At 70.1% G+C, this 13,833-nt stretch carries 13 protein-coding genes; 7 read left to right on the top strand and 6 right to left on the bottom strand.

The annotated features are described in order from the left end of the window. Positions 1-8: 8 nt before the first annotated feature. The 4 genes from IE134_RS27125 (at position 9) to IE134_RS27110 (ending at position 4,262) form a co-directional block, all read left to right on the top strand. On the top strand, positions 9-1,022 hold the full coding sequence (locus tag IE134_RS27125) for a carbohydrate ABC transporter permease (RefSeq protein WP_030719280.1): 1,014 nt from the start codon (positions 9-11) through the stop codon (positions 1,020-1,022). Next, a complete protein-coding gene (locus tag IE134_RS27120) occupies positions 1,015-1,908 on the top strand; it encodes a carbohydrate ABC transporter permease (protein WP_189432009.1) in 894 nt (297 codons plus the stop codon). Before IE134_RS27125 ends, IE134_RS27120 begins: the two co-directional genes overlap by 8 nt. A gap of 20 nt (positions 1,909-1,928) precedes the next feature. After that, positions 1,929-3,290, top strand: a complete 1,362-nt coding sequence (locus tag IE134_RS27115; protein WP_098018622.1) for a GH1 family beta-glucosidase — start codon at positions 1,929-1,931, stop codon at positions 3,288-3,290. Positions 3,291-3,446: 156 nt separating this feature from the next. After that, positions 3,447-4,262, top strand: coding sequence for a hypothetical protein (locus IE134_RS27110; protein ID WP_050513768.1), 816 nt, complete (start codon positions 3,447-3,449; stop codon positions 4,260-4,262). Positions 4,263-4,318: 56 nt separating this feature from the next. On the opposite strand, the gene IE134_RS27105 is transcribed toward IE134_RS27110, so the two are convergent. From IE134_RS27105 to IE134_RS27085, 5 genes are all read right to left on the bottom strand, one after another. After that, positions 4,319-4,774 (bottom strand): hypothetical protein, encoded by a 456-nt coding sequence (locus tag IE134_RS27105; protein ID WP_098018628.1) that lies wholly within the window; start codon positions 4,772-4,774, stop codon positions 4,319-4,321. A 147-nt stretch (positions 4,775-4,921) separates the two neighbouring features. Next, a complete protein-coding gene (locus IE134_RS27100; protein ID WP_030719291.1) occupies positions 4,922-5,683 on the bottom strand; it encodes an isocitrate lyase/PEP mutase family protein in 762 nt (253 codons plus the stop codon). A gap of 138 nt (positions 5,684-5,821) precedes the next feature. Next, positions 5,822-7,588, bottom strand: coding sequence for a discoidin domain-containing protein (locus tag IE134_RS27095; RefSeq protein WP_189432005.1), 1,767 nt, complete (start codon positions 7,586-7,588; stop codon positions 5,822-5,824). Positions 7,589-7,709: 121 nt separating this feature from the next. After that, positions 7,710-8,831 carry a DUF1996 domain-containing protein gene (locus IE134_RS27090; RefSeq protein WP_189432004.1) on the bottom strand — a complete coding sequence of 374 codons (1,122 nt, stop codon included), beginning with the start codon at positions 8,829-8,831 and terminating at the stop codon, positions 7,710-7,712. Between the two features lie 326 nt (positions 8,832-9,157). Then, positions 9,158-10,300, bottom strand: a complete 1,143-nt coding sequence (locus IE134_RS27085) for a S1 family peptidase (protein WP_189432001.1) — start codon at positions 10,298-10,300, stop codon at positions 9,158-9,160. Positions 10,301-10,587: 287 nt separating this feature from the next. Here IE134_RS27085 and IE134_RS27080 point away from each other — a divergent pair, with 287 nt between their 5' ends. After that, positions 10,588-11,628 (top strand): SCO7460 family lipoprotein, encoded by a 1,041-nt coding sequence (locus tag IE134_RS27080; RefSeq protein ID WP_189431999.1) that lies wholly within the window; start codon positions 10,588-10,590, stop codon positions 11,626-11,628. A gap of 55 nt (positions 11,629-11,683) precedes the next feature. Continuing rightward, positions 11,684-12,343: an MSMEG_1061 family FMN-dependent PPOX-type flavoprotein gene (locus tag IE134_RS27075; protein ID WP_030719299.1), complete on the top strand. Its 660-nt coding sequence runs from the start codon at positions 11,684-11,686 to the stop codon at positions 12,341-12,343. A 28-nt stretch (positions 12,344-12,371) separates the two neighbouring features. On the opposite strand, the gene sigJ is transcribed toward IE134_RS27075, so the two are convergent. Further along, a complete protein-coding gene (gene sigJ, locus IE134_RS27070) occupies positions 12,372-13,298 on the bottom strand; it encodes an RNA polymerase sigma factor SigJ (protein ID WP_189431998.1) in 927 nt (308 codons plus the stop codon). A 96-nt stretch (positions 13,299-13,394) separates the two neighbouring features. Here sigJ and IE134_RS27065 point away from each other — a divergent pair, with 96 nt between their 5' ends. Further along, complete coding sequence (locus IE134_RS27065; RefSeq protein ID WP_030719303.1) at positions 13,395-13,760, top strand: hypothetical protein; 366 nt, start codon at positions 13,395-13,397, stop codon at positions 13,758-13,760. The last annotated feature ends 73 nt before the right edge of the window (positions 13,761-13,833 follow it).

The raw sequence follows: 13,833 nt of genomic DNA, 5'->3' as shown, positions 1-13,833 counted from the left end.
CCTGATCCATGACCGCCACCGTCACCACGGACCCCGAGGTCGACAAGTCGACCAGCAGGGGTACGAGCCGGGGCACCGGGGGTGCGCGCAGGAGACTGCCGCGCATCCCCGACCGGATCCGCCAAGGCGGACTGCCCTATCTCCTGCTTCTGCCCGCCGTCCTGCTGGAACTCCTCATCCACATCATCCCGATGGTCATCGGGATCGTGATGAGCTTCCGGCAGCTCACGCAGTTCTTCATCAACAACTGGGGCGCCGCGCCCTGGTCCGGCCTCGACAACTACAAGATCGCCGTCGACATCGACGCGCCGATCGGTGAGGCCCTGCTCCACTCGTTCTTCGTCACCTGCGTCTTCACGTTCTTCTCCGTCGGCCTGGCCTGGCTGCTCGGCACAGCAGCAGCGATCCTGCTCCAGGAGAACTTCCGGGGGCGGGGCGTCCTGCGGACGATCTTCCTGGTCCCGTACGCCCTGCCGGTCTACGCGGCCGTCATCACCTGGGCGTTCATGTTCCAGCGGGACAACGGGATGATCAACCACGTCCTGCACGACCAGCTCGGCATCACGGACGAGCCGTCGTTCTGGCTGATCGGCGACAACAGTCTCTACACCCTGATCATCGTCTCGGTGTGGAAGGGCTGGCCGTTCGCCTTCCTCATGCTGATGGCCGGGCTCCAGAACATCCCGCGCGAGCTGTACGAGGCCGCCTCGATCGACGGCGCGGGTATCTGGCAGCAGATCCGCCGGATCACGCTGCCCTCGCTGCGCCCGGTCAACCAGGTGCTGATCCTGGTGCTCTTCCTGTGGACGTTCAACGACTTCAACACCCCGTTCGTGCTGTTCGGGAAATCGGCACCGGAGAACGCGGACCTGATCTCGATCCACATCTACCAGTCCTCGTTCGTCACCTGGAACTTCGGCACCGGGTCCGCGATGTCCGTCCTGCTGCTGCTCTTCCTGCTGATCGTGACGGCCGTCTACCTGTTCTTCACCTCGCGCGGAAGGAAGGGCGCCGATGTCTAGCCTCACGCGGCCGACCCGCACCACCCGGTCGCGGGCCCGCTCGCCGATGGCGGCCCCGCAGTCCTTCCTGTGGACCCGGCGCATCATCCTGACCCTGCTCGCCGGCTTCGTCCTGCTGCCGGTCTACGTCATGGTCAGCAGCTCGCTGAAGCCGCTCCAGGACGTGTCGGGGAAGTTCCAGTGGCTCCCGTCGACGCTGACGATCCAGCCGTACTTCGACATCTGGGAGACCGTCCCGCTCGCCAAGTACTTCGTCAACTCGCTGATCGTGGCGGGCTCGTCGACGGTGCTGTCGGTGACCATCGCGGTGTTCTCGGCGTACGCGGTGAGCCGCTACCGGTTCCGGGGGAAGCGGGTCTTCACCGTCACGGTGCTCTCCACGCAGATGTTCCCGGGGATCCTCTTCCTGCTCCCGCTGTTCCTCATCTTCGTCAACATCGGCAACAGCACCGGCGTCGCCCTGTACGGCTCGCGCGGCGGGCTCATCCTCACCTACCTCACGTTCTCGCTGCCGTTCTCCATCTGGATGCTGATCGGCTACTTCGACTCCATCCCCCGGGACCTGGACGAAGCGGCCCTGGTCGACGGCTGCGGTCCCGTCCGCGCCCTCTTCCAGGTCGTCGTGCCGGCGGCCATCCCCGGCATCGTCGCCGTGTCCGTCTACTCCTTCATGACGGCCTGGGGCGAGGTGCTCTTCGCCTCCGTCATGACGAACGACGCCACCCGGACCCTTTCCGTCGGCCTCCAGGGCTACGCCACGCAGAACGACGTGTACTGGAACCAGGTCATGGCCGCGTCCCTCGTCGTCAGCGTCCCGATCGTCGTGGGCTTCCTGCTGCTTCAGCGCTACCTGGTCGCCGGTCTCACCGCCGGAGCCGTCAAGTGACCTCCACAGAAAGGCAGTACGTGTCCGACCTCACCGCACTCCCGGCCGACTTCACCTGGGGCGTCGCCACCGCCGCGTACCAGATCGAGGGAGCCGTGGCCGAGGACGGCCGCTCCCCCTCCATCTGGGACACGTTCTCGCACACCCCGGGCAAGGTCGACGGCGGCGACACCGGCGACATCGCCTGCGACCACTACCACCGGGTGCCCGAGGACATCGGCCTGATCAAGCAACTGGGCGCGGACGCCTACCGCTTCTCCGTCGCCTGGCCGCGCGTCGTGCCCGGCGGCGACGGGCCGGTCAACAAGGCGGGCCTCGACTTCTACGACCGGCTCGTGGACGGCCTGCTGGAGGCGGGCGTCACCCCGTTCGCCACGCTCTACCACTGGGACCTGCCGCAGGTGCTCCAGGACGGGGGCGGCTGGACCGTACGGGAGACCTCGGAGCACTTCGCGGCGTACGCCTCCCAGGTGGTGGAGCGCCTGGGCGACCGGGTCAAGGACTGGGCGACGCTCAACGAGCCGCTGTGCTCGGCCTGGATCGGGCACCTGGAGGGCCGGATGGCGCCGGGCCTCACCGACCTGACCGCCGCCGTGCGCGCCTCGTACCACCTGCACCTGGGCCACGGTCTCGCCGTCCAGGCGATCCGGGCGGCCTCCTCGGACGCCCGGGTCGGCATCGTCAACAACCTCAGCCCGATCGAGCCGGCGAGCACGAGCGAGGCCGACCTCGCCGCCGCCCGCCGCGCCGACGGCCACATCAACCGCTGGTGGCTGGACCCGATCCTGGGGCGCGGCTACCCGCAGGACATGGTGGAGGAGTATGGCGTCGAACTACCGCTTCAGCCAGGTGACTTGGAGACGATCGCGGCCCCGCTGGACTGGCTTGGCCTGAACTACTATTTCCGGCAGATCGTCACGGCCGACCCCGACGGGACCGCCCCGCACGCCCGGCAGATCTCCGTCCCCGGCGCCCGGCTCACCCACATGGGCTGGGAGGTCCATGCGGAGGGCCTGGAGCAGCTGTTGCTGCGGCTGACCGACGAATACGGCGTGCAGCGGATCTACGTCACCGAGAACGGTTCCGCGTACGAGGACGTCGTCGCGGCGGACGGTTCGGTGCACGACCCGGAGCGCGTGCGCTATCTGGAGGAGCACCTGGCCGCCTGCGCCCGCGCGGTCGGCAAGGGCGCCCCGCTGGCCGGGTACTTCGCCTGGTCCCTGATGGACAACTTCGAGTGGGCGTACGGCTACGACAAGCGGTTCGGCCTGGTCCACGTGGATTACGCGACCCAGCGCCGTACGGTCAAGAGCAGCGGACTCCGGTACGCGGAGCTGGTCCGGGAACACGCGGGACGCCGGGAGGGCCGGACAGCCGCCTGACCCCTCTTCTCCCCTGCTCCTCCCCTGCTCCTCCCCGGCAGCCCTCCGGCCGCGGCGCATCGCTCGCCGCGGCCGGAGGAGTGCCACTGACCGATCCCGCGCCGAAAGCACGGGGCATACGGTGGGTCGCCGCCGCACGGGGCGTACCGAAATGGGTTGTCGCAAGGTTCGGGCGTCGGCGAGGATCTCTTCGGCACCGCCCACTGGCTGCTCGGCGAGCATGTTCCGCAGCCCGGCGGCGATGTCCCGCCCTTCGACGCCCTGGTCGTCTCCGTCCATCCCGGTGGCAGCATCGAACTCACCGAGCTGAGCGCCGTACGGGCCCGCTGGCCGCACCTGGACCGCCTGCCCGACGGCGGGTTCGTCGTCGCCGCGTCGCGCGCCCGGCGATACGAGGACGCGAACCAGGTCCAGGTCTTCGACGCGCTCGGCCGTGAGACCTCGTCCTTCTCCGTCGGGGACGCCGTCGAGCACCTGCTCGTGGACGAGGCCGGCCAGCTCTGGGTCGGGCACTTCGACGAGAACCCGATCGGCATCCGCCGCTGGAGCGCCACGGGCCGCCCCACCTGGATGTCGGACGACGCCCACATCCCCGGTCTCTTCGACTGTTACGCCCTGAACGTGTCGGGCACCACCGCCTGGGCTTGCCCGTACACGGACTTCCCGCTCGTCGAGATACGTCCCGACCGTCGCGAACGGCCCGTGCGAGTGTGGGAGAACCAGGTGCGGGGCGCCAGGGCAGTGGCCGTCCACGGTGAACGAGTGGCCTTCTACGGCGGCTACGGCGAAGAGCAGGACCGACTCGTCCACGCAGAACTCGCCGAGACGTCCGTCGAACAGACCGATGTCGGCGCGCTCACCATGCCCGACGGATCCGTTGTCGGCCGACGACGGGTCGTCGGCCGAGGCGGCAGGATCTACGTCCAGGCCGAACCGTTCACCGAATGGGGCGTCTTCGACCTCAGCAGCTGACAGCGGGCACGGGAAGGACCGGTCCGACCCGGTCGGCTCCCGGCGACCGCACGCCTCTACGGCGCACGGTCCATCGGGTCATCGGCCGCTTCCCCGCCCCGCCAGCTCTTGTCCGCGGCCCGCCACCCGGCGCGCGCATGGGTCCAGGGCAGGGAGTCGACGGGGTGCAGGCGTGAGTGCCGGAGTACCGTGCGCAGGGCGATGAATCCCGACCCGGCGTCCGGGCGGACGAGGACTCCCGCCGCGAGCTCCTTCGCCGTGGGGAGGGGCGGGCGGTCGAAGTTCACGTTCTGCGGTCCCGCTCCGATCAGCCACAGCAATATCCCGTCGCTCACCGCCTCCGCGCACTCCGCGTCGATGTCCTCCGGGCCGAGCGGATTGACGAAATCGAAGCCAAGCCGCCCGTCCGGGAGCGGCTCGAAATCCACGGTGAACCAGGCGAACCCGCCCATACAGCTTGGCCGGGTGTAGCGGACGTGGACATCGCGGCGGGCTTCAGCGGGGAATCGCATGCCGGAAGCGTGCCCGTTCGGCGGACGCCGGGGCAACGGGATTCCAGGGCCGATGTACCGACGCCCAGCCGGGGGGAACGGCTTCGCCTCGCGCGGCGAGCCGGTGGCCGACCGGCCACCGGCTCGCAGGTCACATCGCGGACACGCCTACGGCGCCCACGGCTTCAGCATGTCCTTCATCGCATCAGTCAGCGCGAACTGCAGCAGCGGACCGTAGGTGATGCGGCCGACGCCGAGGCGGCGGAAACGCTCCAGGTCGTGCTTCACGGGATGCGCCGTGGTGTTCACCGGGACGGCGACGGCCGCGGTCACCGCCGCGAGCAGTTCGTCGTTGTCCTGGATCTTCACCGGGTAGACGCTGTCGGCTCCGGCCTGCTCCAGGGCCCGCAGTCGCTCGATCGCCTCGTCGAGGACGGCGGAGGGGTTCTCCGCGTGCGCGAAGAGGTCGGTGCGCCCGTTGACCCAGACCTGGACGCCCGCGTCGTCGGCCGCCGCGCGCAGACCCGCGATGTAGCTCGCGTGCTCTTGCGTGCTGCGCACGCGTCCGCCCTCGGAGTGGACGGTGTCCTCGATGTTGAGACCGACACCGCCGGCCTCGATGAGACCGGCGACGAGGTCCGCGGGCTTCTGGCCGTAGCCGGACTCCAGGTCCACGGAGACGGGGACGTCGACCGCCGCGATGATCGGCCTGACGGCGGCGAGCACCTCCTCGAAGGTCTGGCCCTCCTGGTCCTCGGCCCCTCGGGAGTCGGCGAGCGGATGGCTGCCGATGGTCAGCGCGGGAAAGCCCGCGGCGACCGCGGTCCGGGCGGACCAGACGTCCCAGACGGTGGGCAGCACGAGCGGCTTGTGGTCGGCGTGCAGTTGCTTGAGGCGCTCAGCGCGCTCGACAGTGGTTCGAAAGTCCATGACGAGGACGCTACCTCGCTTCTCCCGCCAACGACGTGACGAGCCCGCGGCGGCCACGGATGTCCGTGGCCGCCGCGGGCTCCCGCCGCGCCGACAGCGGGGATGGGACGGCGCGGAGGGCTTGCGGGCCCCGTCGGATCAGCGCCGGTAGACGCCGAACTCGTAGAGCGAGTAGCCCCAGGGGGTGCCGCGCTCGGAGGTGCTCACGCGGACGTAGCGCGCGTTGCCGGCGACCTGGATGTCATCGATGCCGCCGTTGCCCGCCGTCTCGGTGTGGACGGTGTTCCAGTCCTGGCCGTTGTCCGAGGTCTGCACCGTGTACGCCTTGGCGTAGGCCGCCTCCCACGCCAGCTGGACGTGGTCGAAGGAGGTGGTCGCGCCCAGGTCGACCTGGATCCACTGCTGGTCGGCCCACTCACTGGCCCACCGGGTGTCGAAGGAGCCGTCGACGGCGTTGGCCGCCGGGCAGGGGCAGCCGACGCTGTCCGGCTGGAACGACGAGGCCTCGGCGGGCTTGCCCGAAGCCAGGTTCACCCCGTCGACCTTCGGCGGAACCACCGTGAAGGACTTCGTCTCGATGCCGACGTTGCCCTTCCCGTCGGTCGACTTGAGGTAAACCTTCCAGACGCCGAGCTTGTCCGGAGCCGTGACCTCGAAGGTGCCGGCACCCCGGTCGGTGAAGTCGGCGTCCGTCAACTGGCCGCTGTCGTCGATGTACTTGGAGTTGACCAGCACCTGGTGGGTGAGCGCGTCGCCGTCCGGATCGGAGACGGACGCCCTGAACGTGAACGGCTTGCCCGCCTCCACGGCGGAGGCGTTGTCGACGGTCATACCGCTGATGACCGGCGGGGTGTTGTCGCCGGAGGTGTCCGCCCCGTACGCCTCCTTCACCGCGTAGTACGAGAGCCGCTTCTGGCCCGCCGGAAGCAGGTTGAACCAGACGCCGCCGAAGTCGTACTCGGTGCCGTAGTGGAACAACGTGGCCCCGAGCGACACCCCCTGATGCCCGTTCACGCAGTCCCAGGCCCGCTGGTAGCCCTCCGCCTTTGCCACGTCCGTGGGTTCGTCCGGGATGCCGTTGGCGTCGTCCGGGACCTCCCACTCGCCGGCGGGCCCGCCCTCGGTGACGATGTAGGGCTTGTCGTAGCCGCCGCTCTCCCAGGTGGCGCGGATGTCGCAGACGGCGTCGTAGGAGTTGACGGCGTACAGGTCGAGGTCGGGCGCGTTCTTCTTGTAGTACGGCCAGGCCCCGGTCCAGGCGTCGGTGGAGGTGACCGGGTGGTTCGGGTCGACCGCGTGGATCTTCTTGGCGATCTCGTTGACGAAGGTGGTGTACGCGTCGCGCTGCCGCTCCAGCTCGTCGCCGCTGTAGCAGTTCTGCAGGCCGAGCACCGACTCGTTGCCGACGTTCCACATGAGGACGCCCTCGTGGTCCTTGTAGGCCTCCACCCACTTCGGGAACTCGGCGAGCATGTCGTTCTTGTACGCGGTGTCCGTCAGGTAGTTCACACAGCCGCCGCTGCCCGGGCCGCCGCCCGGCTGCAGCCAGAACCCGGCAATCACCTTGATGCCGTTCTCGGCCGCACTGTCCAGCAGGGGCTTCGTGGTGGCGTCGGTGCCCCACGTACGGATCGTGTTGACGCCCATCGACTTCACGTCGGGCATGTACCGCCCGGCGTCCGCGACGGACGGACCCCAGGTCAGGCCCTTCACGGTGTACGGGGCGCCGTCCACGGTCAGCTGCCAGGCGCCCTGGGACCCGGTCACCTTCACCACACTTCCGGCGGCCTGGGCGGTCGGGACCGGAAGGGCGGCCGCCGTGGCGGCCAGGACTCCGGCGACGGCGAGGCGGGCGGTGGTACGGCCACGGGGGCGGGCCGGTCGTCGAGAACGGGACATGATCATGGGGGGAGAAGCTCCTCACGGGAGTCGGGGTGCGGGTGGGGATGCCGAGGTACGGGAGAACTTGGAGAGCGCTCTCCCTCATGGGCGCGGTGCACCCATGAGGGAGACGCCAAGGGGAGGGTCAGGGTCGGGGCAGTTCGTAGTTCTCGTCGAGGGCCGCGCCCTCGCCCGGGTTGTTCTCGTCGTAGCCACGGGCGTTGCACTGGAGAGCGCCCACGATGCAATGGTCGACGAGGGCGTCGAGCGTGGCGTCGTCCCAGGCGTTGAAGAAGTCGTAGTGGAAGGAGTGGCCGGTGCCGCTGGCCAGTCTCACCTGCGACATGTCACCGTTGACCGGCCATGCCATCTTGAACTCGATCATCGGCAGGGCGACCGGGTGACTCGGCGGGCAGACGTCCTGGTTGGCCCCCGTCACGACCGGGTAGGCCATGTGGGCCTTGTGGTCGGGGGTGTCCAGATACTTGCCGTCCCAGCAACTGGGCGCCTGCATGCGCAGGTTGAGCTGGGTGTCCTGGCTGGTCGGGCAGGCGGCCGGGAAGTCGTAGTTGTGGTAGCTCTCGCCGCACTCGTACCCCTCGACCATGCCGGGGTGGTTGCGGAACTCCTCGGCGGTCTGCGTGGGGCTGCCGACGACGAACCGCAGCCCCTTGGGGAAGGGCCGGACGGTGCGGTAGTCGGTGACTCCGGCCTTGTAGTAGATGGTCTGGGGGCCGATCGGGCGGACCTCCTCGTTCCCGTTGTAGAGGGTCGGCATCCAGTACGCGGACCGGTCACCGGGCGCCACGCACTTGGTGCCGCCCGCGCTCAGGGTTGCGGTGGTGCTGTTCGCGTTCGTGGTGTCGTTGCCCATGAACGTGTGGTCGTGCGAGGCGCCGGCCTGGCCCGGATAGACGATCGGGTCGTCCGGCGCGGTGTGGTTGACCGAGCAGTTCGCCTGGAACTCGTGGAAGTAGCGGTGCGGCGGGATCTCGTCGGACGGCTCGACGCCCGTGACCGGCGGTTCCGCGGGTATGTAGCCGTCGCCGTCGGGGTCGTCCCCGAAGGCCACGGGCTTCGCCGGGGCCATCTTGTGCCCCTGCATGGCGTGCGAGGCCGCGGCGGACTTGCCGGCCGCCTCCGGGGCCGCACCGGCGGCGGCCGGACCGGCGTTCGCGATCGCGGACAGCCCGAGCGCGACCAGCGCCAGGGCGGTGGCAACGACCAGTACGGACACCAGAGTTGATCGGTTGAGTCTTGTCACCATAGGGACCTCCATGCCGCTCTTCATCCCTGCACTTCGGGTGCACGGTGGGGGGAAAGGGTGAGCTGGACGGTGCAGCCGGGAAGAGACTCCACCCTGCGCGTCACGAGGCCGGCGGACCGCGGGATCCCTCTGGGAGAGCGCTCTCCAAAGCGGTGCCAGTGTTGCGCCGAGGCTGAGAGGGTGTCAATAGCTTGTGAACGATGCGCTGCCCAACGGCTGTTGGCGCAAGGAAGCGGCCCCGCACTCCGGCGGGGCCGCTCGCTGGTCCTACGTCGTACTGCCGGGGCACGCTCCGCCGGGGAGGACGGCGGGACGGCTCCCCCGGATCACGCGGTGTGCAGCCTCAGCCCGTATCGGTTGAGGATCTCGTTGATCGGCTGGTACCAGGTCTCGCCGCCGCTGGTGCAGTTGCCCCAGCCGCCGGAGGTGACGCCCTGGGCCTGGTCGCCGCTGATGAACGAGCCTCCGGAGTCGCCGCCCTGGGCGCAGACGCTCGTCTTGGTCATCTGGTGGACGGCGCCCTGGCTGTAGTTGACGGTCTCGTTCTTGGCGAGGACGCGGCCGCAGTGCCAGCGCGTGGTGGAACCGGAGCGGCAGATCGAGGCGCCGATCGGGGCCTCGATCGAGCCACGGACGAGCTGGTCCGGGACGGTGCCCCAGCCGAGCACGACCGGGACGGTCCACCAGCCGCTGCCGACGTTCACCCAGGCGTAGTCGTCACCGGGGAAGGACGAGCCCTGGAAGTTGCCGATGTAGGAGTTGTCCCAGCCGCGGACCTGCTGGCCGGTGCCCCCGCAGTGGCCTGCGGTGACGAAGCCGCCGTGCACGGAGAAGCCGATGGAACAGCGGACGTTGCCCGTGTAGTACGGGTCGCCGCCGACCGTTCCGGCGGCGAAGGTCTGCGGAGCCTCGGCGGTCGTCTTCACCGTGACGGGACCGGCCTTGCGGGCCTTGGCGACAAAGGTGCGGACATCGTTGTCAGTCTGCTCGGCGGCGACGACGTTCACGACGACGCGGCTAGTGGCCGGGTCGACGTGCCAGCTGCTCACCCCGGACGGGGCCTTCAGGGCGTCGATCCGCGCCTTGGCGGCGTCGAGGCTCTTGGCCGAGTGCTCGACGAGCCGGGTGTCGGCACCGGTCGCCCGTACGGCTTCGGCCTTCCCGGCGGTGGTGACCGCGATGGTCAGCCTGCCGGTCTTCGCGTCGAGCCAGGAGCCCCCGAAGGCGGAGCCGGCGGCGCGCTGCGCCTTCTTCTCCAGGGCGGTGGCGGCCTTCTCGTCGGCGAGCCGGGTGAGGGCCTGCTTCTCGGTGAGGCCGAGGTCGCGCTGCATCGCGGAGAGCAGGGCGGCGGAGGCGGGAGGTTCGGCGGGGGCGGGCGCGGCGGAGGCGGACACCGGACCGGCGGCGGTCCAGGCTCCGATGACCAGGAGTGCGGACAGACCGGTCCGCAGCAGGGTTGCGTGTCTCAAGGGAGTGACCCTTCCTGTTGTTCCAGCGACGTGGGGGTGGAACGGGAGGCGTCCGGGAGCGCGATCCGATCGTGCCTTTGAGAGCGCTCTCAGATGTGCCGTTCCCGGACTGTAGCGGAGTTCAAGAGTCAGGTCCATGCCAATGACAGGAGGTGCACGGGAGGGGCTCGGGGCGCTGTGCGCACCGGGGTTGAGTAGGCGTACTCATCCGCCGTGCGGAGACTGGTCCTACGGTCACAGGAGCACGGGGCGAGACCCGACGGCTGGACCAGGTGGAGGAGCAGATCATGGCCGGATCACGCCGCAGACGGTGGAGAGCCGGGCTCACCGGCGCACTGGCGGGTTCGCTGGTCGTGCTGCTGGGCGCGTGCGGCGTGGTGGACACGAAGGACGACCGCCGGGCGGCGGAGGAGCTGGCCGAGAAGCACTTCCCCGGGCAGCTCAAGGCGATCGGGGCCCGCACGCTCTTCCCGGGTTCCGGCGGCTCGGAGGTCACGTTCGCGGTGACCGGCGACCGCGACGCCGTGGTCCGGCTCCGCATCGACACGGACGAGGCGGACCGGGGCATGTGCGACCGGAAGGAGTGCGCGGGCGTGCTGGCCGAGGCCGTGGAGCGCGGGCGGCAGCAGGCCGAGGACTTCCGTACGCTCCGGGACGCCTTCGACGCCTGCGGCTACGAGGTCGTCGCCCTGGGCCCGACCGGCACCCCGCCCTACGTGGTGGCCGAGCTGACGAACGCCACCGTGACGAAGGTGCTCGGCGAGATCGGGGAGTGCGTCCAGCGGTGGGTCACGGCGAGCGGGGCCGGCAGCGCGTTGGCGAAGGCGCAGGCCTCGTACGTGAACGTGGTCTCCCCGTCGGTCGCCGACCGGCGCGACCGGGGCAAGGGTTCCTGGCCGACGGTGATGCGGCTGACCCGGTCGGACCTCCTGGCCTCGCTCACCAAGCACGCGTATTTCTCGGCGAGTTACGAGATCGAGGCGGGCCGGGTCGACACGACGGGCAGCGCCAGGGTTGTCCGCCCGTTCCGGGAGAGGCAGGAGTTCGGCGGCACCGTGCAGAACGCGGTGAAGGAGCGGTTGCGCGCCACCTACCCCCGGGTGGTCGTGAGCGACTACCAGTGGATCTGGCGGCTGGAGCCGGGCCGGGTGGACCGGCAGACCGGTTACGTCCTGTTCTGCCCCGAGCCGGGGGCGCGCGGGCGGTGCGTCAACGCCGACGACGCGGCCCTGGTGACGACGGACGAGCGTGGCAATCCGGTGGGGAAGATCCGGCTCGTCCATGACGTCCGCGAGGGCACGGGGGCGCTGCGGCTGCCGCCGTACTGACCGGCCGGCCGTGCCCCACCGGCCGGGATCGGCACCCCCTATTAGGGTCACAGGCATGACGACACCCCTTGCTGGCAGCGCTTTCGACTCGCTCCGCCTCGACGCCGTGACCGACCAGGAGGCGCTGCGCCGCGCCTACGAACTGCCCGGGGCCGCGGCCATCCGCAAGCAGATGACCGAACTCACCGAGCAGACACAGCGGTTGATCGGGTGCTCGTCACTGGTCCTGGTCGCCAGCGCGGACGCGGAGGGCAACTGCGATGTCTCGCCGCGTGGCGGCCCGGCCGGGTTCGTCTCCGTCCTGGACGCACGGACGGTGGCGATACCGGACGCGACCGGCAACAAGCGGCTGGACACGCTGCAGAACGTCATCGCCACCGGACGGGCCGGGCTGCTGTTCTTCATTCCGGGGCGCACCACGACGCTCCGGGTGAACGGCCGGGCCTGTGTCTCCACCCGCCCGGAGCTGCTGTCGCAACTCACCGCCGTGGGCAAGCCGCCGGCGAGCGCCTTGGTGATCGGGATCGAGGAGGTCTACCCGCACTGCCCCAAGTCGCTGCTGCGCAGCGGGGCCTGGAAGCCGGAGCAGTGGCTGCCGGCGGACGCCCAGCCGACCTCGGCCGAGGTGACCCTGGCGCAGCTGCGGATGCCGGAGCTGACGATCGCAGACATCGAGCAGCGCGAGGCGGAATCGCTGAAGTACCGGTACGAGTAGGAGGGCGCTCTTGTCGCCATGACCTGCCCTAGGACAGGTCATGGCGGGCCCACGGCCGCAGCTTCTCCGGGTTGCGGACCGCCCAGATCCGGGTGACGCGGCCGTCGGTGACGTCGAACGACGCCACGGTCATGACGACGCCGTCGCGCCGGGCCACGAGGCCCGGGGCGCCGTTGACCGACCGCTCCAGGAGTTCGAGCCCCGGGGCCTTGTCGGCGATGGCGACCATGTACTGGGCGATGCGCGCACCGCCCTCGATCGGCCGCAGAGAGGCTCCGACCAGGCCCCCACCGTCGGCGGTCATCACCGCGGCCGGGTCGAGGAGGTCGACGAGAGCAGCGATGTCCTTCCTCTCCCACGCCTCTTTGACCTGCCGCACCGCGTCGGCCCGCCCGGTCTCCCCCACCGACACCGGAGCCCGCGCGGCGCGCACCCGGCGTCGGGCGGACGCGGCCAGTTGCTTGCAGGCCGCGGGGGTGCGGCCGAGGACGGCGGCGATCTCGGCGAACGGGTAGCGGAAGACGTCGTGCAGGACGAACGCGACGCGCTCGGCGGGGGTCATCGACTCCAGGACGACGAGGAAGGCCATGGTCACCGACTCGTCCAGGACCATCTGGTCAGCGGGGTCGGCGAGGCCCGTGCTCGGGGCGAGGCCCCACTCCGCGCGGTCGGGCAGCGGATCGGGCAGCCACACGCCGACATAGCGTTCCCGCCGGGCCCGCGCCGAGCCGAGAACGTCCAGGCAGATGCGGCCGGTGACCGTCGTCAGCCAGGCGCCGGGGGAGGCGATCTCGTCCCGCCGGCAGCGCGGCAGCGCGTACCAGCGGGTGTAGGCCTCCTGCACGGCGTCCTCGGACTCGGCGACCGAGCCGAGCAACCGATAGGCGACATTCAACAGTTGGCGCCGCTCACCGGCTGTCTCCTCGGCATTCGCCCCCGCAGTCTCCCGGCTCACCGCCGCCCCCTCGCCTTACCTTTCGCGGGCCCGTCTCGTCGGGCTGGTGAGACCTTATCGATCTACCGCCCGACGGGCGGGAAATGGGGGCCCGGCATGACCACCCACGTGACGACGGAGCGGAGCGGCTTCTCGTTCCTGCGGATCGCGATCGCCCTGCAGACCCTGACCATCTTCCTTCAGGCGGTCTCCTCCGGACTGCTGATGACCTCGGCCTACGGCGAGGTCCTGCACAGCGTCGGGGCGCGCGTGATGTACGGGGCGTCGATGCTGTACGTGCTCGCCGCCGTGCTGGCGTGGAAGCCGGGCGGCGGCTCGCCCCGGCCCGTCGGGCACGCCGTCGGCTTCCTGGTCCTCGCCTCGGTCCAGGTGGCGGTCGGTATCGCGCACATACCGTCGGTGCATCTCCCCCTGGGCGTCCTGATGTTCGGGCTGAGCGTGCTGGCGCTGGCGCGGCGCTGAGGTCCGCGGTGCCGCGGCGCCCATGGGCCGCGGTTCCACGATGCAGTCACCCGCAACGGGTAAATGCCGTCTA

The organism is Streptomyces rubiginosohelvolus, from assembly GCF_014649875.1.
Classification (GTDB): domain Bacteria; phylum Actinomycetota; class Actinomycetes; order Streptomycetales; family Streptomycetaceae; genus Streptomyces; species Streptomyces rubiginosohelvolus.
The sequence above is the reverse complement of the archived record's forward strand: the minus strand, read 5'-3'. Positions and strand labels throughout refer to the sequence as shown.

Excerpts from the sequence above, each read along its gene's own strand:
- IE134_RS27090 (WP_189432004.1), bottom strand. The coding sequence starts at position 8,831 with ATGGTGACAAGACTCAACCGATCAACTCTGGTGTCCGTACTGGTCGTT.
- IE134_RS27105 (WP_098018628.1), bottom strand. The coding sequence starts at position 4,774 with ATGCGATTCCCCGCTGAAGCCCGCCGCGATGTCCACGTCCGCTACACC.
- IE134_RS27100 (WP_030719291.1), bottom strand. The coding sequence starts at position 5,683 with ATGGACTTTCGAACCACTGTCGAGCGCGCTGAGCGCCTCAAGCAACTG.
- IE134_RS27080 (WP_189431999.1), top strand. The coding sequence starts at position 10,588 with ATGGCCGGATCACGCCGCAGACGGTGGAGAGCCGGGCTCACCGGCGCA.
- IE134_RS27125 (WP_030719280.1), top strand. The coding sequence starts at position 9 with ATGACCGCCACCGTCACCACGGACCCCGAGGTCGACAAGTCGACCAGC.
- IE134_RS27095 (WP_189432005.1), bottom strand. The coding sequence starts at position 7,588 with ATGATCATGTCCCGTTCTCGACGACCGGCCCGCCCCCGTGGCCGTACC.
- IE134_RS27120 (WP_189432009.1), top strand. The coding sequence starts at position 1,015 with ATGTCTAGCCTCACGCGGCCGACCCGCACCACCCGGTCGCGGGCCCGC.
- IE134_RS27075 (WP_030719299.1), top strand. The coding sequence starts at position 11,684 with ATGACGACACCCCTTGCTGGCAGCGCTTTCGACTCGCTCCGCCTCGAC.
- IE134_RS27065 (WP_030719303.1), top strand. The coding sequence starts at position 13,395 with ATGACCACCCACGTGACGACGGAGCGGAGCGGCTTCTCGTTCCTGCGG.